21 protein-coding genes are annotated in these 25,245 nt (G+C 73.1%); 10 read left to right on the forward strand and 11 right to left on the reverse strand.

The window, feature by feature from the left end:
- Positions 1-47: 47 nt before the first annotated feature.
- The 6 genes from glpK (at position 48) to ACFZB3_RS42600 (ending at position 9,701) form a co-directional block, all read left to right on the forward strand.
- Positions 48-1,586: a glycerol kinase GlpK gene (gene glpK / locus ACFZB3_RS42575; protein WP_391387177.1), complete on the forward strand. Its 1,539-nt coding sequence runs from the start codon at positions 48-50 to the stop codon at positions 1,584-1,586.
- Positions 1,587-1,641: 55 nt separating this feature from the next.
- Positions 1,642-3,258 carry an FAD-dependent oxidoreductase gene (locus ACFZB3_RS42580; protein WP_391387179.1) on the forward strand — a complete coding sequence of 539 codons (1,617 nt, stop codon included), beginning with the start codon at positions 1,642-1,644 and terminating at the stop codon, positions 3,256-3,258.
- Positions 3,259-3,645: 387 nt separating this feature from the next.
- A complete protein-coding gene (locus ACFZB3_RS42585) occupies positions 3,646-6,615 on the forward strand; it encodes an NACHT domain-containing protein (protein ID WP_391387181.1) in 2,970 nt (989 codons plus the stop codon).
- A gap of 411 nt (positions 6,616-7,026) precedes the next feature.
- Positions 7,027-7,779 carry a purine-nucleoside phosphorylase gene (locus ACFZB3_RS42590; protein ID WP_391387184.1) on the forward strand — a complete coding sequence of 251 codons (753 nt, stop codon included), beginning with the start codon at positions 7,027-7,029 and terminating at the stop codon, positions 7,777-7,779.
- 69 nt (positions 7,780-7,848) lie between these two features.
- The gene (locus ACFZB3_RS42595; RefSeq protein WP_391387187.1) at positions 7,849-8,520 is read left to right on the forward strand and encodes an FCD domain-containing protein; all 672 of its coding nucleotides are present in this window, start codon (positions 7,849-7,851) and stop codon (positions 8,518-8,520) included.
- Between the two features lie 152 nt (positions 8,521-8,672).
- Entirely contained in the window at positions 8,673-9,701 is a 1,029-nt protein-coding gene (locus ACFZB3_RS42600; protein ID WP_391387190.1) for a PAC2 family protein, read from the forward strand.
- Positions 9,702-9,768: 67 nt separating this feature from the next.
- Here ACFZB3_RS42600 and ACFZB3_RS42605 read toward each other — a convergent pair whose 3' ends face one another.
- The 5 genes from ACFZB3_RS42605 to ACFZB3_RS42625 form a co-directional block, all read right to left on the reverse strand.
- Entirely contained in the window at positions 9,769-10,707 is a 939-nt protein-coding gene (locus tag ACFZB3_RS42605) for an SMP-30/gluconolactonase/LRE family protein (RefSeq protein WP_391387193.1), read from the reverse strand.
- A 225-nt stretch (positions 10,708-10,932) separates the two neighbouring features.
- The gene (gene mshC / locus ACFZB3_RS42610; protein ID WP_391387195.1) at positions 10,933-12,162 is read right to left on the reverse strand and encodes a cysteine--1-D-myo-inosityl 2-amino-2-deoxy-alpha-D-glucopyranoside ligase; all 1,230 of its coding nucleotides are present in this window, start codon (positions 12,160-12,162) and stop codon (positions 10,933-10,935) included.
- A 106-nt stretch (positions 12,163-12,268) separates the two neighbouring features.
- Positions 12,269-13,084 (reverse strand): SCO1664 family protein, encoded by an 816-nt coding sequence (locus ACFZB3_RS42615; protein ID WP_391387199.1) that lies wholly within the window; start codon positions 13,082-13,084, stop codon positions 12,269-12,271.
- A complete protein-coding gene (locus tag ACFZB3_RS42620) occupies positions 13,048-13,638 on the reverse strand; it encodes a DUF3090 family protein (protein WP_391387201.1) in 591 nt (196 codons plus the stop codon). The genes ACFZB3_RS42615 and ACFZB3_RS42620 overlap by 37 nt, the downstream gene beginning before the upstream one ends.
- A gap of 101 nt (positions 13,639-13,739) precedes the next feature.
- Positions 13,740-14,426 (reverse strand): MSMEG_4193 family putative phosphomutase, encoded by a 687-nt coding sequence (locus ACFZB3_RS42625; RefSeq protein WP_391387204.1) that lies wholly within the window; start codon positions 14,424-14,426, stop codon positions 13,740-13,742.
- A 62-nt stretch (positions 14,427-14,488) separates the two neighbouring features.
- Between ACFZB3_RS42625 and corA the strand changes: the two genes are divergently transcribed.
- The gene (gene corA, locus ACFZB3_RS42630) at positions 14,489-15,493 is read left to right on the forward strand and encodes a magnesium/cobalt transporter CorA (protein WP_391387207.1); all 1,005 of its coding nucleotides are present in this window, start codon (positions 14,489-14,491) and stop codon (positions 15,491-15,493) included.
- Between the two features lie 26 nt (positions 15,494-15,519).
- Here corA and ACFZB3_RS42635 read toward each other — a convergent pair whose 3' ends face one another.
- Positions 15,520-16,308: a ferritin-like domain-containing protein gene (locus ACFZB3_RS42635; protein WP_391387210.1), complete on the reverse strand. Its 789-nt coding sequence runs from the start codon at positions 16,306-16,308 to the stop codon at positions 15,520-15,522.
- Positions 16,309-16,538: 230 nt separating this feature from the next.
- Positions 16,539-17,594: an LLM class F420-dependent oxidoreductase gene (locus ACFZB3_RS42640; protein WP_391387212.1), complete on the reverse strand. Its 1,056-nt coding sequence runs from the start codon at positions 17,592-17,594 to the stop codon at positions 16,539-16,541.
- A 232-nt stretch (positions 17,595-17,826) separates the two neighbouring features.
- Here ACFZB3_RS42640 and ACFZB3_RS42645 point away from each other — a divergent pair, with 232 nt between their 5' ends.
- Both ACFZB3_RS42645 and ACFZB3_RS42650 read left to right on the forward strand, forming a co-directional pair.
- The gene (locus ACFZB3_RS42645) at positions 17,827-18,810 is read left to right on the forward strand and encodes an aldo/keto reductase (RefSeq protein ID WP_391387214.1); all 984 of its coding nucleotides are present in this window, start codon (positions 17,827-17,829) and stop codon (positions 18,808-18,810) included.
- Positions 18,807-20,951: a helix-hairpin-helix domain-containing protein gene (locus tag ACFZB3_RS42650; RefSeq protein WP_391387217.1), complete on the forward strand. Its 2,145-nt coding sequence runs from the start codon at positions 18,807-18,809 to the stop codon at positions 20,949-20,951. The genes ACFZB3_RS42645 and ACFZB3_RS42650 overlap by 4 nt, the downstream gene beginning before the upstream one ends.
- Positions 20,952-21,051: 100 nt before the next feature.
- Here the strand turns inward: ACFZB3_RS42650 and ACFZB3_RS42655 are convergent, their stop codons facing one another.
- Positions 21,052-21,762 carry a hypothetical protein gene (locus ACFZB3_RS42655; protein WP_391387220.1) on the reverse strand — a complete coding sequence of 237 codons (711 nt, stop codon included), beginning with the start codon at positions 21,760-21,762 and terminating at the stop codon, positions 21,052-21,054.
- 47 nt (positions 21,763-21,809) lie between these two features.
- Here ACFZB3_RS42655 and ACFZB3_RS42660 point away from each other — a divergent pair, with 47 nt between their 5' ends.
- Positions 21,810-21,998 (forward strand): DUF5703 family protein, encoded by a 189-nt coding sequence (locus tag ACFZB3_RS42660; protein WP_046732800.1) that lies wholly within the window; start codon positions 21,810-21,812, stop codon positions 21,996-21,998.
- Between the two features lie 85 nt (positions 21,999-22,083).
- Here the strand turns inward: ACFZB3_RS42660 and ACFZB3_RS42665 are convergent, their stop codons facing one another.
- The 3 genes from ACFZB3_RS42665 to ACFZB3_RS42675 all read right to left on the reverse strand — a co-directional run bounded on the left by ACFZB3_RS42665 (position 22,084) and on the right by ACFZB3_RS42675 (position 25,075).
- Complete coding sequence (locus tag ACFZB3_RS42665) at positions 22,084-23,232, reverse strand: chaplin family protein (protein ID WP_391387222.1); 1,149 nt, start codon at positions 23,230-23,232, stop codon at positions 22,084-22,086.
- Between the two features lie 138 nt (positions 23,233-23,370).
- On the reverse strand, positions 23,371-23,604 hold the full coding sequence (gene chpH / locus ACFZB3_RS42670) for a chaplin ChpH (protein ID WP_391387224.1): 234 nt from the start codon (positions 23,602-23,604) through the stop codon (positions 23,371-23,373).
- 145 nt (positions 23,605-23,749) lie between these two features.
- Positions 23,750-25,075: a M20/M25/M40 family metallo-hydrolase gene (locus ACFZB3_RS42675; protein WP_391387226.1), complete on the reverse strand. Its 1,326-nt coding sequence runs from the start codon at positions 25,073-25,075 to the stop codon at positions 23,750-23,752.
- Positions 25,076-25,245: the final 170 nt, after the last annotated feature.

Raw genomic sequence — 25,245 nt, forward strand, 5'->3', positions numbered from 1 at the left:
AGCAACAGACGTACCGCCACACACCACGGACCCTTGAGGAGCACACAGTGACCGACGCTCACACCGCAGGCCCCTTCATCGCCGCGATCGACCAGGGCACCACCTCCAGCCGCTGCATCGTCTTCGACAAGGACGGCCGGATCGTCTCGGTCGACCAGAAGGAGCACGAGCAGATCTTCCCGAAGCCGGGCTGGGTCGAGCACAACGCCAACGAGATCTGGACCAACGTCCAGGAAGTCGTCGCCGGGGCCATCCAGAAGGCCGGCATCACCCGCGACGACATCAAGGCCATCGGCATCACCAACCAGCGCGAGACCACCGTGCTGTGGGACAAGAACACCGGTGAGCCCGTCCACAACGCCATCGTCTGGCAGGACACCCGCACCGACGCCCTCTGCAAGGAGCTCGGCCGCAACGTCGGCCAGGACCGCTTCCGCCGCGAGACCGGCCTGCCGCTGGCCTCCTACTTCGCCGGCCCCAAGGCCCGCTGGCTGCTCGACAACGTCGACGGCCTCAAGGAGCGCGCCGAGGCGGGCGACATCCTCTTCGGCACCATGGACACCTGGGTCATCTGGAACCTGACCGGCGGTGCCAACGGCGGCAAGCACGTCACCGACGTGACCAACGCCTCCCGCACCCTGCTGATGAACCTGCACACCATGCAGTGGGACGACAAGATCGCCGAGTCGATCGGCGTGCCGCTGCAGATCCTGCCCGAGATCCGCTCCTCCGCGGAGGTCTACGGCGAGGTCACCGGCGGCAAGCTGGGCGACCTGCTCGGCGGCATCCCGGTGGCGTCCGCGCTCGGCGACCAGCAGGCGGCCCTGTTCGGCCAGTGCTGCTTCTCCGAGGGCGAGGTCAAGTCCACCTACGGCACCGGCACCTTCATGGTGATGAACACCGGTGACAAGATCATCAACTCCTACGCGGGCCTGCTGACCACGGTCGGCTACAAGATCGGTGACCAGCCGACCCAGTACGCGCTGGAGGGCTCGATCGCCGTCACCGGCTCGCTGGTGCAGTGGATGCGCGACCAGATGGGCCTGATCTCCACCGCGGCCGAGATCGAGACCCTTGCGCTCTCGGTCGAGGACAACGGCGGCGCCTACTTCGTGCCGGCCTTCTCCGGCCTGTTCGCCCCGCACTGGCGCTCCGACGCCCGCGGTGTCATCGCCGGCCTGACCCGGTACGTCACCAAGGCGCACCTGGCCCGCGCCGTCCTGGAGGCCACCGCCTGGCAGACCCGCGAGATCGCGGACGCCATGGTGAAGGACTCCGGCGACGAGCTGGTGGCCCTCAAGGTCGACGGCGGTATGACCGCCAACAACCTGCTGATGCAGCAGCTCGCCGACGTCCTCGACGCACCCGTGGTGCGCCCGATGGTCGCCGAGACCACCTGCCTCGGCGCCGCCTACGCCGCCGGCCTCGCCGTCGGCTTCTGGTCCGGCACCGACGAACTGCGCGCCAACTGGCGCCGGGCCGCCGAATGGACCCCCCGCATGGACGCGGAGACCCGCGACCGTGAGTACAAGAACTGGCTCAAGGCCGTCGACCGGACCATGGGCTGGATCGACGACGAGAGCTGACGAGAGCGCACGCACGCTCTCACGATCGAGCTCTGACGAGGAGTAAGAACCCGACATGACCAGTCAGTCCACCCTGCAGTCCGTACCTGCCCTGGGGACGCACCCGGCCTCCGGCTCGCTTCCGAGCCGCGCCGAGACCAGGGAGCAGCTCTCCAAGGCGTCGTACGACCTTCTCGTGATCGGCGGCGGCATCCTGGGCATCTCCACCGCCTGGCACGCCGCGCAGTCCGGGCTCAGGGTGGCACTGGTCGACGCCGGCGACTTCGCCGGCGCCACCTCCTCCGCCTCCTCCAAGCTCCTCCACGGCGGTCTGCGCTACCTGCAGACCGGCGCGGTGAAGCTGGTGGCGGAGAACCACTTCGAGCGCCGTGCGGTCTCCCGCCAGGTGGCCCCCCACCTGGCGAACCCGCTCACGTTCTACCTCCCCGTGTACAAGGGCGGTCCGCACGGCGCCGCGAAGCTCGGGGCGGGCGTCTTCGCCTACTCCGCGCTCTCCGCGTTCGGTGACGGCGTCGGCCACCTGCTGTCCCCCGCGCGGGCCCAGCGGGACGTGCCGGAGCTGCGCACCGAGAACCTCAAGGCCGTCGCGGTCTACGGCGACGACCAGATGAACGACGCGCGCATGGCGCTGATGACGGTCCGCGCGGCCGTCGAGGCGGGCGCCGTCGTCCTCAACCACGCCCAGGTCACCGGCCTGCGCTTCACCCGGGGCCGGGTGACCGGCGCCGACCTGAAGGACGCGGTCTCCGGCGAGGAGTTCGGCGTCAACGCCCGCCTGGTCCTCAACGCCACCGGCCCCTGGGTCGACCACCTGCGCCGGATGGAGGACCCGAACGCGGCCCCCTCCATCCGCCTCTCCAAGGGCGCCCACCTGGTCCTGAAGCGGACCGCGCCGTGGAAGGCCGCGCTGGCCACCCCCATCGACAAGTACCGGATCACCTTCGCCCTCCCCTGGGAGGACATGCTGCTGCTCGGCACCACCGACGAGGAGTACGAGGGCGACCCGGCGGACGTCTCCGTCACCGAGAAGGACATAGCCCAGATCCTGGACGAGGCCGCGTTCTCCGTCCGGGACCAGCAGCTCCAGCGCGACCTGATCACCTACTCCTTCGCCGGTCTGCGGGTGCTGCCGGGCGGCCCCGGCAGCACCGCGAAGGCCAAGCGGGAGACCGTGGTCACCGAGGGCCGGGGCGGCATGCTGTCCGTCGCGGGCGGCAAGTGGACCACCTTCCGGCACATCGGCCGCACCGTGATGGAGAAGCTGGAGGCGCTGCCGGGCCACCCGCTCGGCGACGACTTCGAGCCGATCGCCTCGCTGCCGAAGAAGCTGCCGCTGCCCGGCGTCGCCAACCCGCGTGCCGTCGCCCACCGCCTGCTGGTGGACAACCCGGCCCCGGGCCCGCGGATGGCCGCCGACACGGCCAAGCACCTGGCCACCCACTACGGTTCGCTGGCCTTCGACATCGCCCGCCTCGCCAACGAGGACCCGCAGCTCGCCGAGCGCGTCCACCCGGACGCCCCGGAGATCTGGGCGCAGGTCGTCTGGGCCCGCGACCACGAGTGGGCCGAGACCGCCGACGACGTGCTGCGCCGCCGCACCACCCTGACGATCCGGGGCCTCGCCACGGACGACGTCCGGGCCAAGGTCCAGGGCCTGCTCGACCAGAAGTGACCCACCCGAGGTGACACCAGGAACAGGCGGCTGCCGGGTCCTCCCCTGACCGGCCCGGCAACCGCTGAAGACCCGGCCCCGCCGTACCGGGGGCGGGCGACAAGGAGGGGCGGCTCCCATCCCCTAGGGAGCCGCCCCTCCGGCATGCCCGCCGGAAGGCCGTATGCCGTCGCTCCGTGCCTCCGGTAACTGCCCACGAGGCACATCGCACCACCAGCCGCCCCCCGAACACTCCCGCACGCTCCCTCACACGTGTTTCGAACAGCGGGTTTGCCGACAGCCCCGCGACTAGAACAGGTCGTTACGGCACGACAGCACGACGGCAGGCGGTGCCGGCACGGCACGACCCGGGAGCGGCATATGCACGGCGGATGGCACAGTGCCCGGGTGCGGCGGCGCCTGGGGCTGTCGGCGTGCGCGGCGGCGCTCGCCGCCCTCACGGGCGTGCTCCGCTTCTCCTGGGACGACGCCGCCACCGAGGGCGTCCTGGTCTCGGCGATCGGCACCCTGGTGTCGGTCGCCGCGCTCGTCGCCGACGTGCTGCGCGGCGACGCCGACCCGGCCCCGCGGTCGCCCGACGAGGACCGGCGCCGGGCCGCCGACGCGCTGGCCGAGGCCGTACGGGAGCAGTGGGCGGCGGAGGCCCGGCTGCGGCGGCTCCAGGACCCGGAACCGATCGAGGTGGGCTGGGCGGCCGCGGACCGGCGGCTGGCCGACCATCCGGAGAACGTCGGGCGCGGCGGCCGGCTCCCCGCGCCACGGGCGTGCCGGACCGAGGACCTGGCCGCGTGGTTCGCGGGCCGCCCCGGCCGCCGGCTGGTGGTCCTGGGCGGCCCCGGCTCGGGCAAGTCCGTGCTGGCGATGCGGTTCGTCCTCGCCCGGCTCGCCGCCCGGCACCCGGGCGGACCGGTACCGGTGCTCTTCCCGCTGGCCGGCTGGGACCCCCGGCAGACCGGGCTGCGCGACTGGCTCGCGGGCCGGCTGGCCGCCGACTACCGGCCGCTGGGCGCCGTCCTCGACGGGTCCCGCACCCTCGCCCGCTCCCTGCTGGACACCGGTCTGGTGCTGCCGGTCCTCGACGGCTTCGACGAACTGGCCCGGCCCGCCTACGGGGAGGCCGTACGCCGGATCAACGCCGAACTCGACGACGACCTGCCCCTGCTGCTCACCAGCCGCCGCGCGGCCTGGTCGACGGCGGTGGCCGACGGCGACGTGCTCACCGCCGCCGAGGTGGTCGAACTCCGACCCCTGGACCTCGCCCAGGCCTCGGCCCACCTGGAGCGGACGGCACGGCCGCTGCGCACGGCGGACGGGGCACCCGGCACCGTGTGGACGCCGGTGCTGCGGGAACTCGGCCGGCACCCCGGCTCCGCTCCCGCCCTGGCGCTGACCACCCCCCTGATGGTGACGCTGGCCCGCGCGGTGTACGGCGACACCTCCCGGGACCCCTCGGAACTGCTCGACCAAGAGCGCTTCGCCTCGCCGGGCGCGGTCGAGGAGCACCTGCTCGGGGCCTTCGTACCGGCCGCCTTCGCGGACGCCGATCCGCGCGCGGCCTCGGACGCGGTACGGCGGCTCACCCTGCTGGCGCGGGCGCTGCACCGGCGGGACACCGGCCGGCTCGCGTGGTGGGAGCTGGAGTCGCTGCTGCCGCGGGCGCTGCGGGTGTTCGGGCCGGGGCTGCTGTCCATGGCCGTGCTGTCGGCGCTGCTGCTGCCCGTCACGGTCACCCGTGCCGTGCACCGGCTGACGGGCGTGGAGGACGTCCTGTCGCTCGTCGCCGCGCTGGTGGGTCAGACCCTGGGCTTCGCCTTCGGGGTGGCGCGGCTGCTGCCGGACGGCACGGACCGGCCGGACGGCGGACCGGCGGGCGGGCCGGACCCGCGGTTCCTCGTCCGGCAGGGACTGACCGCCGTCGGGGTGACCGGGGTGCTCTGGGCGGCCTTCGCGTACGCCGACGATCTGCGGTTCGGCTTCCGCTTCGGCTCGGTGACCGACGGCTGGCTGCCCGATCTGCTCGGCGGAGGTCTGTTCTCCCTCCTGTTCACCCTGTTCTTCGGCACCGCGGGACTGTCCCGGCGGCCGGTGCCGCTCGGTCTGCCGTGGAGCGGTGCCGGGGAGCGCGCGACGGCCCGGCTGTGCGGGGCGGTCCTGCTGCTCGGCGGGGCGGGCACGGCGGGGACGGTGCTGCTGGGCCGGACCGGCGATCCCTGGACGGTGCTGGTGGGCGTCACGGCCGCGGGGGCGGGCACCGCCCTGCTGGTGAGCGCCGGCCGCCGGGCCGGACGGGAGGGCGCGCTGCCGGCCCGGCCCGGGCGGGTCGTACGACGGTTCGCGGCCGGCCTGGTCCGCGGCACCGCCGTCACGCTGCTGACCGGCGTCACCGCCTGCACGGTCGCCGGGCTCGCCGCCACGGGCGTGACCCTCCTCAAGTCCGATGCCGCACCCGATCTCGCCGGACGGCACCTCGACGGCTGGCGGTTCACGGAACGCGACGGGGTCAGGACGGCGGCCACGGCGCGGCCGTTGCGGGGCACGCTGCTGCTCCCCGGTGCCGGGGCCCGGCCGATCGCCTACCCGTGGGGCGCGGAACCGCCCGACTGCACGATCCCGCTGGTCCCGGAGCGCAGGTGCGTCGCCTTCCGCTCGCGGGCCACGGAGTTCGAGTCCCGCGGCGGAGCGGTGACCGTGCGCCTCGCCGGAGCGTCGGCCGACGGGCGGGCGACGGTCGTCGCCTACGCGGCCGACCTCCGCTCGGCGCTGCCGCCGGACGCCCGCGCCTGGCTGACCCGGGGCCCGGCGACGGCGTTCGTGGCCCGGTGCCTGCCGCCGTTCGTGGCCGCCGGAGTGCTGGTCGGGCTGGTGGGCGGCTGTGTGTGCGGGGTCTACCGCGCGCTGAGCGTGCCGTCCGACACCATGCGCGCGACCGGCCCCGGCTCCTCCCTGCGCACCGACCGCACGGCGTCCTTCACCCGCGGCGGTGTCGTCGCCCTGCTCGTCGCCTGCGTCTGTGTGCCGGTGGTGCTGCTGCCCGGCGACTGGGGCGGACTGGTGCACGTCGGCACCCAGTTGTGGCTCCCGATGGGCACCACGGCGGTGGCCCTGAGCGCCTGGGGCAGGCTCGCCGTCGCCCGGGTCTGGCTCGGCCTGACCGGCCGACTGCCCTGGCGGCTGATGACGTTCCTGGAGGACGCCCACCGGCGGGGCGTCCTGCGCCGGTCCGGAGCGTACTTCGAGTTCCGCCACCTCCGACTGCAGGCACACCTGGCCCACACCGACACCCCGGCCACCCCACCACCCCGTCCCCGCGAGGCACCCACAGCCCCGATCAGGGAGAACGACGACCGCCCCCTCTAGCCGGATCCGTGCCCCGCAGGGGCACGGGGCAGGGCCCCAAGAGGACGCGGGGGGCAGCGCCCCAAAGGACACGGGGGACAACGCCCCAAAGGGACGCGGAGGGCAACGCCCCAAAAGGACGCGGGCGGGGGCAGCGCCCCATAAGGGGGCGCGGGGAGAGCGCCCCAAAGGGGCGCGGGGAACTGCGCGACCAGCCACGACGGCGCCGCAGACGGCAGACGGCAGCAGTTCCAGCAGAGCACCCAGGCGGTCGCCCGCAAGAAGGCCCAAGTGGACACGCCCGGCGCACCGTTGCGTACGGTCTGCGGTGTACGACGCCGCGTCTCCGCCACCGGACCGCCTCCCCTCCCCTCTCCCCTCCCCTGCTGTCCCCTCCCTCCCCCTCCCCCTCCCCCTCCCCGGAGCTGCCGCATGACACAGGATCTGCTGCCCATCACCCGAATACCGCGCTCGGGCCTGCCCGCCCACGCGGTCGTGGTCGGGGACCCGGCGCGGGCGGCGGCGGTGGCCGGTCTCCTCGACGGTGCCGAGGAGGTGTCGTACCACCGCGAGTACCGGGTGTTCGCGGGGAGTTGGAAGGGGCTGCCGGTGGCGGTGGCCTCGCACGGGGTGGGCGCGCCGGGGGCGGTCCTGCTGTTCCGGGAGATGGCCGACGCGGGGGTGGGCACCTTTCTGCGGTTCGGTACGGCGGGCGCGATGCGGCCCGGGATCGCAGACGGCGACCTGGTCATCGCGGAGGCGGCGGTGCGGGACGACGGGGTGACCCAGCAGTTGCTGCCGCCCGAGTACCCGGCGTACTCCGCGCCGGAAGCGGTGTTCGCGCTGCGGCGGGCCGCACGGGCGGCGGGCATGCCGCATCACCGGGGCGTGGTGTGGACCCGGGCGGCCTTCCAGCCCGGGCTGCTGCCGCTGTTCTCCTACCGGGGCGCCGGGCTCGCCGCGATCGAGATGGAGCTGTCCGCGCTGCTGGTGACGGCCTCGCTGCGCGGGCTGGTGGCGGGCGGGATCATGGTGGTCGACGGGGTCAACGCGGACGAGCTGGTGGACGCGGAGGCCACCGGCGGGTACGACCCGCACCGGGACGTCGTCGCGGCCGGTGTGGAGCGCGGCGCGGTGGTGGTCCTGGAGGCGTTGCGGCTGCTCGCGGAGGAGTACGAAGCCTGACCGCGGACGCCTGACCAGGCCGCATAATGTGACCGAGACATCGGATGTCTGAGCTACAGGGAGGCCGGGATGGCAGTCACCGATGAGGCGATCGAGAAGATCAAGGACATGATCGTCTCCGGTGCGCTGCGCCCCGGAGAACGGTTGCCCAAGGAGAGCGAGCTCGCCGCCGAACTCGGCCTGTCCCGCAACTCGTTGCGGGAGGCGGTGCGGGCCCTGTCGCTGATCCGGATCCTGGACGTCCGGCAGGGCGACGGCACGTATGTCACCAGTCTCGACCCGCAGTTGCTCCTGGAGGCGATGAGCTTCGTCGTCGACTTCCACCGCGACGACACGGTCCTGGAGTTCCTCGCGGTGCGCCGGATCCTGGAGCCGGCCGCGACCTCGATGGCCGCCTCCCGGATCAGCGAGCAGCAACTGGATGCGCTGGACGCCCAGTTGGACGCGCTCGGCGCCGATCCCTCGGTGGAGGAGCTGGTCGCCTGCGACCTGGAGTTCCACCGGGGCATCGTGCAGAGCTCGGGGAACTCGGTGCTGTGCTCGCTTCTTGACGGCCTGTCGGGTCCGACCACCAGGGCCCGGATCTGGCGCGGGCTGACCCAGGAGGACGCGGTGGCCCGGACCCTGCGGGAACACCGGGCGATCCTGGCCGCGCTGCGCGACCGGGACGCGGAGGCGGCCCGGTCCTGGGCGACCGTGCACATCGCGAGCGTGGAGCAGTGGCTGCGCAGCAGCCTGTGAAGCGCTTGCCGGCTCCCTGGGACCCGGTGTGTTCGAAGGCGGCGAACGGGGCAGTGATCCGTTCACTCCCCCGTGCAAGGGGGCTGCGGGCGCCCCCGTCTCACGCCGTAAGGTTGGGGCGTACGCGAGGGCACGTCGGAAGGAGGCACTGGGTGATCGAGCTGGAGGGGGTTCCCGAGCTGATCGACCCAGTCATGGTGGCCGCGTTCGAAGGCTGGAACGATGCCGGCGACGCCGCCTCCACCGCGGTCGCGCACCTGGAGCGGGAGTGGAAGGGCGAGGTGTTCGCGGCGCTCGACGCCGAGGACTACTACGACTTCCAGGTGAACCGCCCCACGGTGTGGATGGACGCGGGCGTGCGCAAGATCACCTGGCCGACGACACGGCTGTCGGTGGTCCGGGTCGGCGGCGAGAAGCCGCGGGACCTGGTGCTGGTCAGAGGCATCGAGCCGTCGATGCGCTGGCGCTCGTTCTGCAACGAGCTGCTGGGCTTCGCCCACGAGCTGGGCGTCGAGCTGGTGGTCGTCCTGGGCGCGCTGCTCGGGGACACCCCGCACACGCGTCCGGTGCCGGTCAGCGGGGTCACCTCGGACCCGGACCTGGCGCAGCGGATGGACCTGGAGGAGACCAAGTACGAGGGCCCGACGGGCATCGTCGGCGTCCTCCAGGAGGCGTGCACGCACGCCGGCGTGCCGGCGGTCTCGCTCTGGGCGGCCGTCCCGCACTACGTCTCCCAGCCGCCCAACCCGAAGGCCACGCTGGCGCTGCTCAACCGCCTGGAGGACCTGCTCGACCTGCGGATCCCGCTGGGCGAGCTGCCCGAGGACGCGCGCGCCTGGCAGGTCGGGGTGGACCAGCTGGCGGCGGAGGACAGCGAGGTCGCCGAGTACGTGCAGACGCTGGAGGAGGCCCGGGACACCGCGGAGCTGCCGGAGGCGTCGGGCGAGGCGATCGCCCGTGAGTTCGAGCGCTACCTGCGGCGCCGGGACGTCAGCCCGCCGGGCGGTCACGCCACGGCGGACGGCAGTGACAGCGCGTCGTACCTGCGGGACAACCCCGGCGGCCGGACCCGGCCGCCGCGGCCGCCGAAGCCCGACACGCCCGGGACCACGGAGAATTCCGGGGAGACCGGGGACTCCGGGGACCCGGGGCCGGACGGCGAGGACACCTCCGAGGACTGAACAGGGGCGGTACGCACGCTGCGTACCGCCCCCTTCTTTTTCGTCTTTTTCGGCCGGGTTCCCGGCGTCAGGCGGCGACCGCGGTGACGGAGTACGTCGTCCCGGACGTCGGCGTGGTCGTGAACCGCGCGTTGGGCAGGTAGAGCCGGCCGCCGTACGCGGCGACGGTGGTCGGGACGTCGAAGGCCGGGTCGGTGATCCGGCGCTGGAAGACACCGGTGCGGCCGTCCGGGGCCAGCCGGAAGACGTCGACGGCGTTCTGCCGGTTCTGTACGGCGTACAGCGTGCGGCCGCGGACCAGCAGGCCGTCGCCGTTGGTGAGCGGGGCCGCGTCGCCGAGGCCGACCACCTCGGTGATCCCGGTGGCGGGGTCGACGCGGTGCAGCAGGCCGACGCCGGCCTGGACGACGAGGAGTGCGGAGCCGTCGGGGGTGCGGGCGATGCCGTTGGCGTTGATGGCGCCGTCGGTGGACTGGGTCCAGTCCCCGGTCAGGGGCAGCCGTACGACGTCCTTGGCGGCCGGGAGTTCGCCGCCTCGGCCGAGCGGCAGACCGTAGAGCACCGGCTGGTACGACTCGGTGAACCAGGCGGCGCGCGGGGTCAGCACGACGTCGTTGGCGAAGCTCGGGGTGGCGGTGGCGAGGGGGTAGGAGGCGAGGGTCTCGCCGCTGCGGGCGGCGACCACCCGGGCGCCGAAGCCGCGCGCGGCGACGAACAGCCGTCCGCGGGGGTCGATCTTGAGGCCGACGGCGGGGGTGCCGGGGCCGGCGGATATCACCTTGCCGGTGCCGGTGCGCAGGTCGGCGCGGTAGAGCGAGCCGTCGGCGAGGGAGCCGAGGTAGGCGTAGGGGCCGGCGCCGATGGTGATGCCCTCCGGCTGCCAGCCGTCGGGGAGGGCGAGCGAGGCCGGCCAGTCGGCGGCTTGTACGCGGGTGCCGGCGGCGAGGGCGCCGAGGGTCGCCGCGCCGGCGGTGAGCAGCCGGCGTCGGTTCAAGGAGTGGGCCACGAGGGTGCCTTCCGCGTGGGGGGGGGACCGGCAGTTGGCCGGTCCGTACGGTCAACTGACCGTGTCAGCCCACCACATGGGTCACAGGGAGCACACTCGCGTTGCGGGATCGACAGGGTTTCGACAGTTGGGGGTTGCGCGTCGAGTACCGGCCGCGCGCCGGTGGGGGCTGAGCGCGCAGTTCCTCCCCCGCGCCCCTGACGGGGCGCGGAGGTTGGCGTCTCCTTAGAGGGCTACGCCCAGCAAGGCGTCCACTGCTCGCGACACGACGCCGGGCGCACCCGTGTCCGTGCCGCCCTGCTCCTGCTGGAGCGCTGCCCAGCGGTCCACCGCCGCCAGCGCCGCCGGGGCGTCCAGGTCGTTGCTGAGGGCCTCGCGGACCTCCTCCACCAGGGACTCGGCGGGCGGGCCGTCCGGGCGGGAGACCGCCGCACGCCAGCGGTCCAGGCGGGCCACCGCGTCGGCGAGGACCTGGTCGGTCCACTCCCAGTCGGCCCGGTAGTGGTGGGAGAGCAGGGCCAGGCGGATGGCGGCCGGGTCGACGCCGTCCCTGCGGAGCCGGGAGACGAAGACCAGGTTGCCCTTGGACTTGGACATCTTCTCGCCGTCGAGGGCGACCATGCCGGCGTGGACGTACGCCTTGGCCATCGGGAACTCGCCGGTGAGGACCTGGGCGTGCGAGGCGCCCATCTCGTGGTGCGGGAAGGCGAGGTCGGAGCCGCCGCCCTGGACGTCGAAGGTCATGCCGAGGTGGTCGAGGGCGATCGCCACGCACTCGATGTGCCAGCCGGGGCGGCCGCGGCCGAGGGAGCCGCCGTCCCAGCTGGGTTCGCCCTCGCGGGCGGCCATCCAGAGCATCGGGTCGAGGGGGTTCTTCTTGCCGGGGCGGTCGGGGTCGCCGCCGCGCTCGGCGGACAGCAGCCGCATCGCGGCCGCGTCGAGGCCCGAGACCTTGCCGAAGTGCGGGTCGGACTCGACGGAGAAGTAGATGTCGCCTTCGAGTTCGTAGGCGGCACCGAGGTCACGCAGGCGTTCGACGAGCGGCACGATGCCGGGTATGGCCTCGACCGCGCCTATGTAGTGCCGCGGCGGCAGCATCCTGAGGGCGGTCATGTCCTCGCGGAAGAGGGTGGTCTCCTGCTCGGCGAGGGCGACCCAGTCGACGCCGTCGCGCTCCGCGCGCTCCAGGAGCGGGTCGTCGACGTCCGTCACGTTCTGGACGTAGTGCACCTGCCGCTTGGTGTCGAGCCACACGCGCTGAACCAGGTCGAACGCGTTGTAGGTCGCCGCGTGCCCCATGTGGGTCGCGTCGTACGGCGTGATGCCGCAGACGTAGATACGGGCGACGGGACCGGGGTCGAGAGTGACCAGACCGCCGGTCGCGGTGTCGTGGATCCTCAGGTCGCGGCCCTGACCAGGCAGGGCGGGGACCTCGGAAGCGGGCCAGGCATGCATGTACATGAGCGTAACCGGACCCGAGTTCGGTATACGAACCGGACGGCCGGGAAGGCAGTCTTGATCTTGGGGCCGGAATGTGCTGGTGAAGGGGATACGGGAGGCCCTATACGGGAGGCCAGGGGATGGCCGGCCACTCGCCGCTGGGTTCCGGGTGCTTGCCGGCGGTGAGCAAGGTCTCGACACGCGCGCGCGTGGCGTCCAGTTCCGCCGCGGTGATCAGCTCGGCCAGCCGGGTGCCCAGCGGCCCGCCGAGGGCCTCGCGCAGGCCCGTGAGGACCTCGACGGCCTCGCCGGTCAGGTCCTCCCCCGCCCAGCCCCAGAGCAGGGTGCGCAGCTTGTTGTCGACGTTGAAGGTGACGCCGTGGTCGATGCCGTAGAGCCGGCCGTCCGCGGTGGGCAGCAGGTGGCCGCCCTTGCGGTCGGCGTTGTTGATGACGGCGTCGAGGACGGCGAGCCGGCGCAGCCGTTCGTCGTCGGCGTGCACCAGCAGCGCGGTCTTCCCGTCGCCGACCTCGGCGAACCCGATCGCCTTCCAGCCGGGCTCGGGCTCCTCCGCGTCCACCAGGGCGAGCAGTTCGGCGCCCTCGGGGTCGACGTCGATCCACAGCTGGACCATGCCCTCGCCGTACGGCCCGTCGCGCAGCACGGTCGGCGGCACCAGGTCCCAGCCGGTGGCCGCGGCGACCTCGTAGGCGGCCACCTCGCGCTGGGCGAGGGTGCCGTCGGGGAAGTCCCACAGCGGGCGCTCCCCCGCGACCGGCTTGTAGACGCAGGACGCCTCCTGGCCGTCGTGCGCGACCGTGCAGAACAGCGCCGCGTTGGAGGCGTCGCGGATCCGGCCGCGTACCTTCAGCTCACCGTGGGCGAGCAGTTCGGCGGCGGTCACGCTCCGCGGCGGTATCCGTTCTGGCGCGGACATACGTGTCCTTCCGGGTCGAGCGGGAGGCTGCACAGCGGGCACGGCGGCCGCCCGGCGTTGACGACGTCGAGGGCGCGCTTGCAGAAGGCTCTGGCCTGCGCGCCGGTCAGCCGGACCCGCAGCATCGGGGGCCCGTTCTCCTCGTCCTGCAGGAGCCGTTCCTCGGCCTCGGCGAGGTCCTCCTCGGAGTCGGCCTCCAGCTCCACGAGGGCCTGCGCCTCGACGATCATGCGTTCTTCCTCGCCGTCCCAGGCGAGCGCCATGGTGCCGACGCGGAACTCCTCCTCGATGGGGGTGTCGAGGGGGGCGCTGTCGCTGATCTCGGTCGGCGCGACGGCGGGCACGGCGGCGTTGCCGCCGCTGCGGCGCACGACCTCGTCGAGGAGTTCGTCCATCCGTTCGGCGAGTGCGGCGACCTGGGTCTTCTCCAGGGCCACGCTGGTCGTCCGGGGGCCGGCCGTGGCCTGGAGGAAGAACGTACGGCGTCCGGGCATCCCGACCGTGCCCGCGACGAAGCGGTCCGGCGGATCGTAGAGGAACACCTGACGGGACACGTCCTGTCTCCATGGGAATCGAGAGTGCGTGGGCTTGGGGAGGGCGACGAGACGGCCGGGGGCCGCTTACGTGGACCGCTTCACCCTACTGCGGCCGACGATCACGGCGCGCCGGCGCCGCCACCGACCGTGGCGTCTTCCCCGGGGGGTTCCTCGCGGGGGGCAAGGGAGGCGAAATCCCCGGTGTCCCCGAGACGAACGAGAAACGGCCTGAGGCGGGTGTAGCGGATCGCGGTGACGGAACACGGTTCGACGGAGATCCGCTGGAAGAGGTCGAGGTGCAGGCCGAGCGCGTCCGCGACGAGGGATTTGATGATGTCGCCGTGCGAGCACATGACATAGACGGCGTCCGAGCCGTGGTCGCGCTCCACGCGCGCGTTCCACTCGCGTACCGCCTCGGCGGCGCGGCTCTGCATGGCCCGCATGGACTCGCCGCCGGGGAACGCGGCCGCCGACGGGTGAGCCTGGACGACCTCCATCAGCGGCTCGTCCTTGAGCTCGGCGAGCTTGCGGCCGGACCAGTCGCCGTAGTGGGCCTCCCCGATCCGCTCGTCGGTGTGGGCGGTGAGCCCGGGGCGGGCGTCGAGCAGCGGGCGGACCGTCTCCTGGCAGCGTTGCAGCGGGCTGGTGACGAGCTCGGAGATCGGCAGCCCGGCGAGCCGGCCGGGCAGCGCGGCGGCCTGGGCGGCCCCGCGCTCGTCGAGGGCGACGCCCGGCGTCCAGCCCGCGAGCACACCCGAGGTGTTGGCGGTGGACCGTCCGTGCCTTACGAGGATCAGCGTGGGCATGCGGCCCAGGGTAGGCGCACGCCGAAGTGCACAGGCGGGCGGGCGACGGGAGAATACGCTCCGTGATCGTCGACTGCGCCATCTACCGCGACGGGGAGCGGACGGAGACCCCGCAGGACTTCTCCGACGCCCTCGCGGAGGCACGCACGCGTGGCGACAGCTTTCTGTGGATCGGCCTGTACGAGCCGACCGAGCGCGAGTTCGACCTGGTCACCGACGAGTTCGGGCTGCATCCGCTGGCCGTCGAGGACGCCCTGACCGCCCACCAGCGGCCCAAGCTGGAGGTGTACGACGACTCGCTGTTCGTCGTCCTGAAGCCGGTGACGTACGAGGCGAAGAGCGACACGGTGACCTCCGGCGAGCTGATGATCTTCATCGGGGACTCCTTCGTGGTCACCGTGCGCCACGGGACGCCCTCGCCGCTCGGTGACATCCGGCGGCACCTGGAGGAGCAGCACGAGATGCTCAGGCACGGGCCGACGGGGGTGCTGTACTCGATCTCCGACGCGGTCGTGGACCACTACCTGGAGGTCGCGACCGAGCTGCAGAACGACCTGGAGGAGCTGGAGGCCGAGGTGTTCTCGCCGAGCGGCGGCGGCTCCCGGTACACCGCGTCGCGGATCTACACGTTCAAGCGGCAGATCCTGGAGTTCCGCCGGGCGACGGTGCCGCTGGCCGTGCCGATGACCAAGCTGGCGGGGGTGGGCCCGTACGCCGGCGGCGCGACGGTGCCCTTCGTGCACGAGTCGGCCCGCCCGTTCTTCCGGGACGTCAACGACCACCTGCTGCGGGTGAACGAGAGCGTGGAGGGCCTGGACCGGCTGGTGTCGGACGTCCTCGGCGCCCATCTCGCGCAGATGAGCGTGCGGCAGAACGACGACATGCGGAAGATCTCCGCGTGGGCGGCCATGGCGGCGGTCCCCACGATGATCGCGGGGATCTACGGCATGAACTTCGACCACATGCCCGAGCTGCACTGGCTCTGGTCGTACCCGGCGGTGATCCTGGTCATGGGGTTCCTGGAGACGGTGCTGTACCGGCTGTTCAAGCGCCGCGGGTGGATGTGAGGCTCGTTCGCCGTCGGCGCAGGGGGTCAGGCGAACTCGGGTGCGGGGGTCGCGGGGCCGCCCAGGGCGTTCCTGCGCTCCGGCATCCGCAGGGAGACCATGCGGCGCCAGCCGGCGGCGCGCTCGTAGGCGTAGACGACGTGGATGCCCGCCGCCAGGAGCGCGGACTTCGCCCGCGGCCAGCCGAGGACGCGGCCCATGTGGGCCATGACGGCGAGGCTGACGTCCCGGTAGATGCGGATCTCGGCGAGGGCGCACGCGCGGAGCGTGCGCTGGATGGTGCGGCCGTGCCCGGCGGCGGCGAACCGCAGCAGCTCCTCGTGGCAGTAGGCGAGGTGGTTGTCCTCGTCGCCGGAGATCATGCGCACCGCGCGGCCCACGTCGGGGTGGTCGGCGAAGTACCGGCGCAGCAGTGCCATCTGCTCGGAGGCGCGCTGCTCGGTGACCCGGCTGTGGGCCAGGTAGGTGACGATGTCCGGCACGGTGAGCGGCCGGTCGGCGCGGAGCCGCTCGTGGGCGAGCCCGATGCCGTGCCGTTCCAGGATCATCGTGTAGTCGGTGTCGGCCGGCACCGGGACGGGCGACAGTCCGCGCTTCTTCAGCAGGGCGTGGAAGATGCGCCCGTGCTTGTCCTCGTCGGCGCCGTGGCGGGTGATCTTGGGGGCGAGGCCGCGTTCGCTCCGCGGCACGAGTGCGGCGATCCGCGCGTTCTCCCAGCCGCCCTGGGACTCCCCGCTGGCCGCGATGGAGCAGAAGAGCCGGAAGGACTCGTCGTTGTCGAGGATCTCCTGGAACAGACTCCTGGCCGAAAGCATCGTGGGCACCTCTCCGGAGGACTCACCAGACCCGCAAAGAACGAGTCAAATGCCGCGTCGGAGGGGCTGCAACAGGTGTGCGGGCGAACTCGGCCGAAAGGAGGAGCAGCGGGGTCACGTCGAGGGCGTAACCGCGCGGGCACGGGCGCGTTGTTCTGCGTGACGGCCGTGGCGGGGAAGACCCCCCGAGCCCCCACCACGGCCGCGGACTTCTCTCACCTCTCAGGTGTTCAGGCGAGCCCGGCGCGCTCCAGGGCCTCGGCACCGGCCCGCAGCGAGGCGAGCCGCTCGTCCAGGGCGAACCCGGCGGGCGCGAGGGAGAGCGTGGTGACCCCGGCGGCCGCGTAGGCCCTCATCCGGTCGGCGATCCGGTCCACGGAGCCGAGCAGCGTGGTCTGGTCGATCAGGTCCTGCGGTACGGCGGCCGCCGCTCCGTTCTTGTCCCCGGACAGGTACTTGTCCTGGATCTCGGCGGCCTCGCGCTCGTAGCCCATCCGCTGGGCGAGCTGGTTGTAGAAGTTCTGCTTGCGGCTGCCCATGCCGCCGACGTACAGCGCGGTGTAGGGCCGGAAGGTGTCGGCGAGCGAGGCCACGTCCTTGTCGTCACCGACGAAGAGCGGCAGCGTCGGGCAGATGTCGAACCCGTCGAGGGTCTTGCCGGCCTTCTCCCGTCCCGCGCGCAGGTACTTCACGGCCGTCTCCTCCAGGTGCTCGGCGGAGGGGAAGATCAGCAGCGCGCCGTCGGCGATCTCGCCGGTCTGCTCCAGGTTCTTCGGGCCGATGGCGGCGATGTAGACCGGGATGTGCTCGCGCTCGGGGTGCACGGTCAGTTTGATCGGCTTGCCCGGACCGCCCGGCAGCGGCAGCGTCCAGTGCTCGCCCTCGTACGACAGCCGTTCCCGGCTCATCGCCCGGCGCACGATCTCCACGTACTCGCGGGTGCGGGAGAGCGGCTTGTCGAACTTGACGCCGTACCAGCCCTCGGAGACCTGCGGTCCGGAGACGCCGAGGCCGAGCCGGAAGCGGCCCTTGGAGAGCGAGTCGAGGGTGGCGGCGGTCATCGCGGTCATGGCGGGCTGCCGGGCCGGGATCTGGAAGATGGCCGAGCCGACGTCGATGCGCTCGGTCTGGGCGGCGACCCAGCTGAGGACGGTGGCGGCGTCGGAGCCGTAGGCCTCGGCGGCCCAGCACACGGCGTACCCGAGCCGCTCGGCCTCCTGCGCCACGGCCAGGTTGTCCCCGTCCATCCCGGCACCCCAGTAGCCGAGGTTGATCCCGAGTTGCATGGCCGTTCCCCTTACCGATCAGTAACGTCGCTGTTGCGAGAGACCTTAGCGCGGAGGATTTCCGTGCGGTGGGACCGGTTCGCGTTCGACTGCGGGTCGTGAGGGCTGGTCGCGCAGTTCCCCGCACCCCTGGATCGGGCGGCTCCCGCCTTCTTCAAGCCGCCGCCACCTTGTGAAATCGGTTATCCACAGGCAACCCAACGCACCAGCTCTGGCCAGTAATCTCGCGGGCATGGAGCAGAGGCATCTCGGCCGTACCGGCCTGCGCGTGTCCCGGATCGGGCTCGGCACCCTCACCTGGGGCCGGGACGTCGACGAGCACGACGCCGCGGACATGCTGAAGGCGTTCTGGGAGGCCGGCGGCACCCTCGTCGACACCGCGGACGTGTACGGCGACGGGGAGGCCGAATACCTGCTCGGGCAGCTCATAGAAGGGCTGGTGCCACGCCGGGACCTGGTCATCTCGACGAAGGCGGGCAGCGTCCCCGACCCCGACCGGCGTTTCAACGGCTCGCGCGGCCACCTGCTGGCCGCGCTGGACGCCTCCCTGGCCCGCCTCGGCACCGACTACGTCGACGTCTGGCACGTGCACGCCTACGACCCGGACACCCCGCTTGAGGAGACCCTGCAGGCCCTCGACCTGGCGGTGAGCAGCGGGCGCGCCCGCTACGCCGGGGTCTCCAACTTCTGCGGCTGGCAGCTGGCGAAGGCGGCGACCTGGCAGCTCGCGGCGCCGGGCACCCGGACCCGGCTGGCCAGCACCCAGCTGGAGTACTCGCTGCTCCAGCGGGGCGTCGAGCGCGAGGTGCTGCCCGCCGCCCTCGACCTGGGCATCGGCCTGCTGCCGTCCTCCCCGCTGGGCCGGGGCGTGCTGACCGCGAAGTACCGGCACTCCACTCCCCCGGACTCGCGCGGCGCCTCCGAGCATCTGGCGCTCTTCGTCGAGCCGTACCTCGACGACACCGCGACCCGGATCGTGGACGCCGTGCAGACGGCGGCGGACGGGCTCGCGGTCACCCCGCTCCAGGTGGCGCTCGCCTGGGTGCGGGACCGGCCGGGCGTGGCCGCACCGATCGTCGGCGCGCGCAACGCGCAGCAGCTCGCGGGGGCGTTGTCAGTGGAGGCGCTTACTCTTCCTGACGAGATCTGCCGGGCGCTCGACGACGTGTCGGCGCCCGTGCACCGCTATCCCGATCACGACTGGAGCACGCTGTGAGCACGGAACCGGAGACCACGGAGCCGGGCGACGGACCCGAGGCCGAAGAGGCGGGTACCGGGAGCGCGACGGCCGTGGAGGCCACCGCGAGCGACGCCCGGGCCGCGTCCGGCGCGGACGGTTCCGAGGCCGCGGCCCAGCAGTCCGAGGGCCAACAGTCCGAGGGCCAGCAGTCCGAGGCCCAGGCCGAGCTGGCCGCTCAGCGCGTCGAGCGGGAGCGGATCGAGCGGCGGAAGGCGGAGAAGTCGGCGCCGATCGAGAGCGGGACCAAGCTCAGCGGGACGGCGGCGGACCTGCTCGCGGCGATCCGGGCCGTGGAGGGCGGCGAGAAGCCGGTGGCCACCGTGTTCGCGGCGCCGGAGCCGGCCCCGGACCGGGCGGCCCCCGCCCCGGAGCCCGTCCGCCGGCCCCAGCCCGCGCCGGCCGCCACCGGGCCCGCCGCGGAGACGGTCGCGGACGTGCGCCGGGTGCTGTCCGACGGCGGTGCGCCCGAGTCGCTCGCGCCCCAGGTCGCCGCCGCTCTCGGCGAGGGCGCGGACACGGTGCTGCGGGAGGACCCCTGGCAGCTGCTCCGGGTCACCGGGGTACGGCCGGACCAGGCCGACGGGTTCGCGCGGGCGCTGCTCGGCGCGGAGTGCGCTCCGGACGACGAGCGGCGCGGCCGGGCGGTGACCGGCTGGCTCCTGGAGCAGGCCGCCGTCGCCGGGCACACCGCGCTGGAGCTGTCGGCGCTCACCGCCGCGCTGGGCCGGCAGGCGGTGCCCGACCCGGAGGCGGCCGTGCAGGACGCGCTCGCGGAGGGCGAGGCGCTGGTCTTCCGGGACGCCCTGGATCCGGGCGCCCCGGAGCCCGAGGACGACGAGGAGGAGCGTCCGGTCCGGGTCCTGGTCGCCCTGGAGCGGTACGCGCTGGCCGAGGAGAGCCTCGCCGACGGGCTGGCCCGGCTGATGAACTCGCTGGCCAAGGACGCCTCGGAGCCCTGGGAGACGGCCGCGGCGGCGGCCTCCGGCGGCGCGGCGGAGCTGGCGCGTGCGGTCGCCGGACACGGCCTGGTGCTGCACACCGGCGGCGAGGCGGCCCGCGCCGAGCCCGCGGCCCTGCTCGGCGCCGCCCGCTCGGCCGGACTGCGCGCCTTCGCGGCCACCCACACCCCTGACGGCAGCCGCCGCCTGGCGGGCGGCGAAGGCGCCGTGGGCACCGTCGCCGACCTGCTCGCCGGCGCCGCGGGGCCCGGCCGGGACGCGGACGGCGCGCTCGCCCTCGACCTGCTGATCGTGCTGGACGCACCCCAGCTGGACGTGGAGGGCGCGGCGATGCTCGTGGAGGCGCTGCCCGACGGCGCCCGGCTGGTGCTGAGCGGGGATCCGGCGGCGCTGTGGTCAGCGGGCGCCGGGCGGGTCTTCGCCGACCTCCTGGCGGCCCGTGTGTGCCCGCAGATCGCCTCCCGCACGCCCGATCCCGGCCCGCTCGGCGAACTGGTCTCCGGGATCGGCGCCGGCGAGCTCAGCCAGGTGGAGGCGCCCGGCAAGGAGGTCGTGATCGTGCCGGTGCGGGACGCGGGCGAGGCGGTGCACCGGACGGTGCAGCTGGTCGCCGACTCCGTGCCGCGCGCGCTCGGTGTCCCCGCCGAGCAGACCGTGGTGATCACCCCGGGCCACGGCGGAGCGGCCGGCACCCGCGCCCTCAACACCGCCCTCAAGGAACGGCTCAATCCGGGCCCCGGCCGCTTCGGCGGCTTCGACCCCGGGGACCGGGTCGCCTACTCCCCCGCGCCGGGCCGTACGGTGCCGGGCCGGGTGGTCGACGCCGACGCCGACGGGCTGCACCTGTCGTGCGGGGGCGCGCCCGTGGTCGTACCGAAGGAGCGGGTGGAGCAGTCCGTCCGGCACGGCTGGGCCCTGACCGCCCACCAGGCGGTGGGCGGCCGCTGGCCGGCGGCGGTCGTCGTGCTGCCCGGGGACGCGGTCCAGTCCCTCAGCCGCCCCTGGGTGTACACGGCGTTCAGCCGGGCGGAGCGCCACCTGTCGGTGGTCCACGGTGTGGAGCAGGCCCTGCCGAAGGCGGTGGCCGAGACCCTGCCGAAGCCGCGGACGACCCGCCTGCCCCTGCTGTTGAAGACACAGGTCCCCGCGGCGGACTGACCGGTTCCGGCGCCGGCTCGGTGCGGCGGCCTGCCGCAACGGCGCCGGCCGGCGGTGCCCGTCCGGCCTCGGCCTCCGGAAGGCACCGCCGGCCGGTGCGTCAGCGCTCCGCGTCCAGCGGCTCCAGATCCTCGTCCTCGTCCAGGTCGAGGTCGTCCAGGTCGTCGGTCTCCCCGGCGTCCTGGCCGTCCTCCGTGTCCTCGTCGTCGAAGACCGCGCTGACGTCGAAGCGGCACACCACGCGCTGCGGGTCGACCCCTTCGAAGGGCACCTCCAGCCACTCGCCGGGCTCGGCCGGCTCGTCCGCCGCGGTCACCCAGAGCGTGGAGTCGCCCTCCTCCAGGCCGAACTCCTTGTGCCGGGAGGCGATCTCGTCCGGCTCGAACTCGCCGAACAGGACGCCCAGCGCCCCGTGGATCGTGCCGGCCGCGTCCTCGTCCGCGCCGGGGCCGTCGTCGTACTCCGCCGCCTCGACCCGCTGGGCCTGCGCCAGCAGCCGCTGCGGTTCGGCCACGGCGTAGTCGCGGCGGATCAGCACGCTGATCGCGTTCGGCTCCTCGGGGCCCGCGTACGGCGGCAGCGAGTCGTCCGTACCGGGGATCTCGAAGGGTGTGACTTCGTCGTAGCGGTCGTACAGGAGCTCGTCGTAGACCTCGGCGGCCGCGGCCAGCTGGTTGAACGCCTCGTAGACAGCCGGGTCGTCCTCCCCCGACCTGCGTTCGACCGCGGCCAGATGGCGGTCGAGCGCGGTCTTGACCGCCTCGGCGGCGGCGCGTACCTCGGCAGCGGTGGGCTGCGCAGCATCAGACATAGTGCAGACGCTATCCGTACCGGGCACCAGCCCGCACAATAGATGCGATGCCGGAATACGAATTTGTCGACGTGTACGTACCTCGCGGGGTGTCCCGCAAGGAGGCCACACGTCTGCTGACGGACCATGCCGAGTACGGACACTGGGAGTTGGACCGACTGAGCCTCATGCGCGACGGCAGCCGCAGAGTGCGGTTGCGCCGGCGGATCATCCGCCAGGTGCGTGCCACATGGTGAGACTGGCCGACTGACGGAAGGGGCCCCGCTGCGACGGGGCCCGTCCCGTTCCACGCACCGTCGCCGGTGCGTCACCGTCCGTGCGCTACGCCGCGGCGCGCGCCCTGCGGTACAGCACCGCGCCCGCGAGCAGTGCGCCCGCGCCCGCCGGGAGCGTGAGCCCCAGCGACAGGTCACTGCCGGTGTGCGCGAGCTGCGCGGCGGAGGCGGGCTGACTCACCGAGGCGCTGCCCAGCGGGGTGACGTGACTTGAGCCGTGGGGACCGGTGGGGACGGTCTTGCCGCCGGAGTGAGCGGGGGGCGTGCCCGGGTGCTGGCCCGGAGTCCCCGGCGTCCCCGGCTGACCGGGAGTCCCCGGGTGACCGGGCTGACCCGGCTGGCCTGGAGTCCCCGGATGCCCGGGCTGGCCCGGAGTTCCGGGGTTCCCCGGCTGACCCGGAGTTCCCGGGTGCCCCGGCTGGCCGGGCTGACCTGGGGTCCCCGGGTGCCCGGGCTGGCCCGGAGTTCCGGGGTTCCCCGGGTTCCCGGGCGGGTTGCTCCCGTGGCCGCCGTGCCCCGGAGGCGTCCCGTGTCCGTGGCCGCCGTGACCCCCGTGCCCGCCGTGGCCCCCATGTCCGCCGTGCCCGCCGTGGCCGGGCGGCTGAGTGGGGTGACCGCCACCGGGGTGACCGGGATTTCCGGGGTGACCGGGGTGGCCCGGGTGTCCGGAACCCCCGCCGTTGGCGCACTCGTTGCCCACGGCGGTGTTGCCGACGCCGATGACGTTGACGCTGTTGCCGCAGACATTCACCGGCACGTCGATGGGCGCCTGCACGGTGTTGCCCGAACCGACACCGGGTGAGCCCGCGGTGTGTCCCCCGGCGTGCGCGCCGCCGTGGCCGCCATGGCTGCTGTGGCCGCCGTGATCGCCGTAACCTCCGGTGTCGCCGTAACCTCCGGTGTCACCGTAACCTCCGGTGTCACCGTAGCCCGTCGAAGCGCCGCCTCCACCGCCGTGGTTGGCGCATTTGTTGCCCATCGCCGGGTTGAGGGCGCCGACGACGTTCACGGTGTTGCCGCAGACGTTCACCGGCACGTGCACCGGCGCCTGCACCGTGTTGCCGGACAGCACGCCGGGTGAGTCGGTGGCGGAACCGACGGCCCCCGAGTCGGCGTGGGCGTAACCGCTCGCCGCGGCGATCACGCCGGTCGCCGCGGCCACTGTCACAAGGCCCTTGCGGGTTCCCTGTCGCATTTTCTGAATTCCCCCCTGCCTTGGATCCTGACTCTGCATTCACCGCAGGGAAAGCCTGCGGAAAAACCGGTCGGCCCCGGAGCGCATGGCGCGCGCTCCGGGGCCGACGGAAAGACGACGCCCCTCAGGGAGTCGGCGTCACTTGTTGATGCAGGTGTTGCCGAAGGCGGGGTTCAGCAGCCCGATCACGGAGATCGTGTTGCCGCAGACGTTCACCGGGACGTGCACGGGAACCTGGATCACGTTGCCGGAGATGACACCCGGGGAACCCACGGCAGCGCCCTGGGCACCCGAGTCGGCGACGGCCAGGCCCGCACCCGCGAGAACCAGACCACCAGTGACAGCCGCAGCAGCGACGACCTTCTTGAGCATTATTCCTCCTTGTTGGCAATGCGATTCCAAGTAGCGGATCGCATTAGATGTAACGAGGAGGGAGTAATGGGGCTACGAGCTTATCGTCGCATTCACTCTTCTCAGTCGACCTCGCACAGCCGCCCGATTACCTGAAGCCATTGCTTCACGACGCGTCGATGAACCGGTCGAGCACGCGCACGCCGAACTGCAGCCCGTCCACCGGCACTCGCTCGTCCACGCCGTGGAACATGCCCGCGAAGTCCAGCTCCGGCGGCAGCTTGAGCGGCGCGAAGCCGAAGCCGCGGATGCCGAGGTCGTCGAAGGACTTGGCGTCGGTGCCCCCGGAGAGCATGTAGGGGATCGCCTTGGCGGTCGGGTCCTCGGCGAGCAGCGAGGACTGCATGGCCTCCACCAGGGCGCCGTCGAAGCTGGTCTCCAGCGCCTTGTCGGAGTGCACGTCCGTGCGGACCACGTTCGGGCCGAGGATCCGGTCGAGGTCGGCGAGGAACTCCTCCTCGTGTCCGGGCAGGAAACGCCCGTCCACGTGCGCGGTGGCCTCGCCGGGGATGACGTTGACCTTGTAGCCGGCGTTCAGCTGGGTCGGATTGGCGGTGTTGCCGAGGGTCGCGCCGATCAGCTTGGCGATGCCGCCGAGCCGGGCCAGCGTCGACTCCATGTCCTCCGGGTCCAGCTCGGTGCCGAGCGCGTCGCCCAGCTCGTCGAGGAAGGCCCGGGTGGTCTTGGTGACCCGGACCGGGAACCTGTGTCGGCCCAGCCGCGCCACGGCCTCCGAGAGCTCGGTGATCGCGTTGTCGCGGTGGATCATCGAGCCGTGCCCGGCGGTGCCTGCCACCTTCAGCTTCATCCAGTGCATGCCCTTCTCGGCCGTCTGGATGAGGTAGAGCCGGCGCTGCTCGTTCACCGTGAAGGAGAACCCGCCGACCTCGCTGATCGCCTCGGTGACCCCCTCGAAGAGGTCCGGGTGGTTGTCGACCAGGTGCCGGGCGCCCCAGGTGCCGCCGGCCTCCTCGTCGGCCAGAAAGGCCAGCACGATGTCCCGGGGCGGTCTGCGGCCGCTGCGCAGCCGGTCCCGTACGACCGCCAGGGTCATGGCGTCCATGTCCTTCATGTCGACCGCGCCCCGGCCCCACACGCACCCGTCCGCGACCTCCCCGGAGAACGGGTGGTGGGTCCAGTCGTCGGCGTTGGCCGGTACGACGTCGAGGTGGCCGTGGATGAGGAGGGCGGGCCTGGACGGGTCCGCGCCCTCGATGCGGGCCACCGTCGAGGCGCGGCCCGGGTGGGACTCGAAGATCTTCGGCTCCAGGCCGACCTCGGCGAGCTTCTCGGCGACCCACTCGGCGGCCTTGCGCTCGCCGGGACCGGAGTGGTCCCCGTAGTTGCTGGTGTCGAACCGGATCAGCTCGCGGCAGAGGTCCACGACCTCGTCCTCGCCGGTGACGCCCCTGGCCGTGTCCGTCTCGCTCACGCTGCTTCCTTCCGCTGTCACTGCCGGCCGGTCCCCGCCATCCTCTCTCCCTTCCCGCTCCGGGCCCAAGGCCGGTCCCGGCCCGTCACACGCCGTTCACGCCCGCGGGCACGGAAACAGGGTGTGATCGACCGCCCCCGAAAGCCTGGTAGTGTTTCCTCCGTCGCCGC

The organism is Streptomyces sp. NPDC008092 (assembly GCF_042957285.1).
Taxonomy (GTDB): Bacteria; Actinomycetota; Actinomycetes; order Streptomycetales; family Streptomycetaceae; genus Streptomyces.

Coding starts and splice junctions, on each gene's coding strand:
- ACFZB3_RS42645 (WP_391387214.1), top strand. CDS start 17,827: ATGGAGCAGAGGCATCTCGGCCGTACCGGCCTGCGCGTGTCCCGGATC.
- ACFZB3_RS42635 (WP_391387210.1), bottom strand. CDS start 16,308: ATGCTTTCGGCCAGGAGTCTGTTCCAGGAGATCCTCGACAACGACGAG.
- ACFZB3_RS42660 (WP_046732800.1), top strand. CDS start 21,810: ATGCCGGAATACGAATTTGTCGACGTGTACGTACCTCGCGGGGTGTCC.
- ACFZB3_RS42655 (WP_391387220.1), bottom strand. CDS start 21,762: ATGTCTGATGCTGCGCAGCCCACCGCTGCCGAGGTACGCGCCGCCGCC.
- ACFZB3_RS42580 (WP_391387179.1), top strand. CDS start 1,642: ATGACCAGTCAGTCCACCCTGCAGTCCGTACCTGCCCTGGGGACGCAC.
- ACFZB3_RS42665 (WP_391387222.1), bottom strand. CDS start 23,232: ATGCGACAGGGAACCCGCAAGGGCCTTGTGACAGTGGCCGCGGCGACC.
- ACFZB3_RS42590 (WP_391387184.1), top strand. CDS start 7,027: ATGACACAGGATCTGCTGCCCATCACCCGAATACCGCGCTCGGGCCTG.
- chpH (WP_391387224.1), bottom strand. CDS start 23,604: ATGCTCAAGAAGGTCGTCGCTGCTGCGGCTGTCACTGGTGGTCTGGTT.
- ACFZB3_RS42595 (WP_391387187.1), top strand. CDS start 7,849: ATGGCAGTCACCGATGAGGCGATCGAGAAGATCAAGGACATGATCGTC.
- mshC (WP_391387195.1), bottom strand. CDS start 12,162: ATGCATGCCTGGCCCGCTTCCGAGGTCCCCGCCCTGCCTGGTCAGGGC.
- ACFZB3_RS42625 (WP_391387204.1), bottom strand. CDS start 14,426: ATGCCCACGCTGATCCTCGTAAGGCACGGACGGTCCACCGCCAACACC.
- ACFZB3_RS42615 (WP_391387199.1), bottom strand. CDS start 13,084: ATGTCCGCGCCAGAACGGATACCGCCGCGGAGCGTGACCGCCGCCGAA.
- ACFZB3_RS42640 (WP_391387212.1), bottom strand. CDS start 17,594: ATGCAACTCGGGATCAACCTCGGCTACTGGGGTGCCGGGATGGACGGG.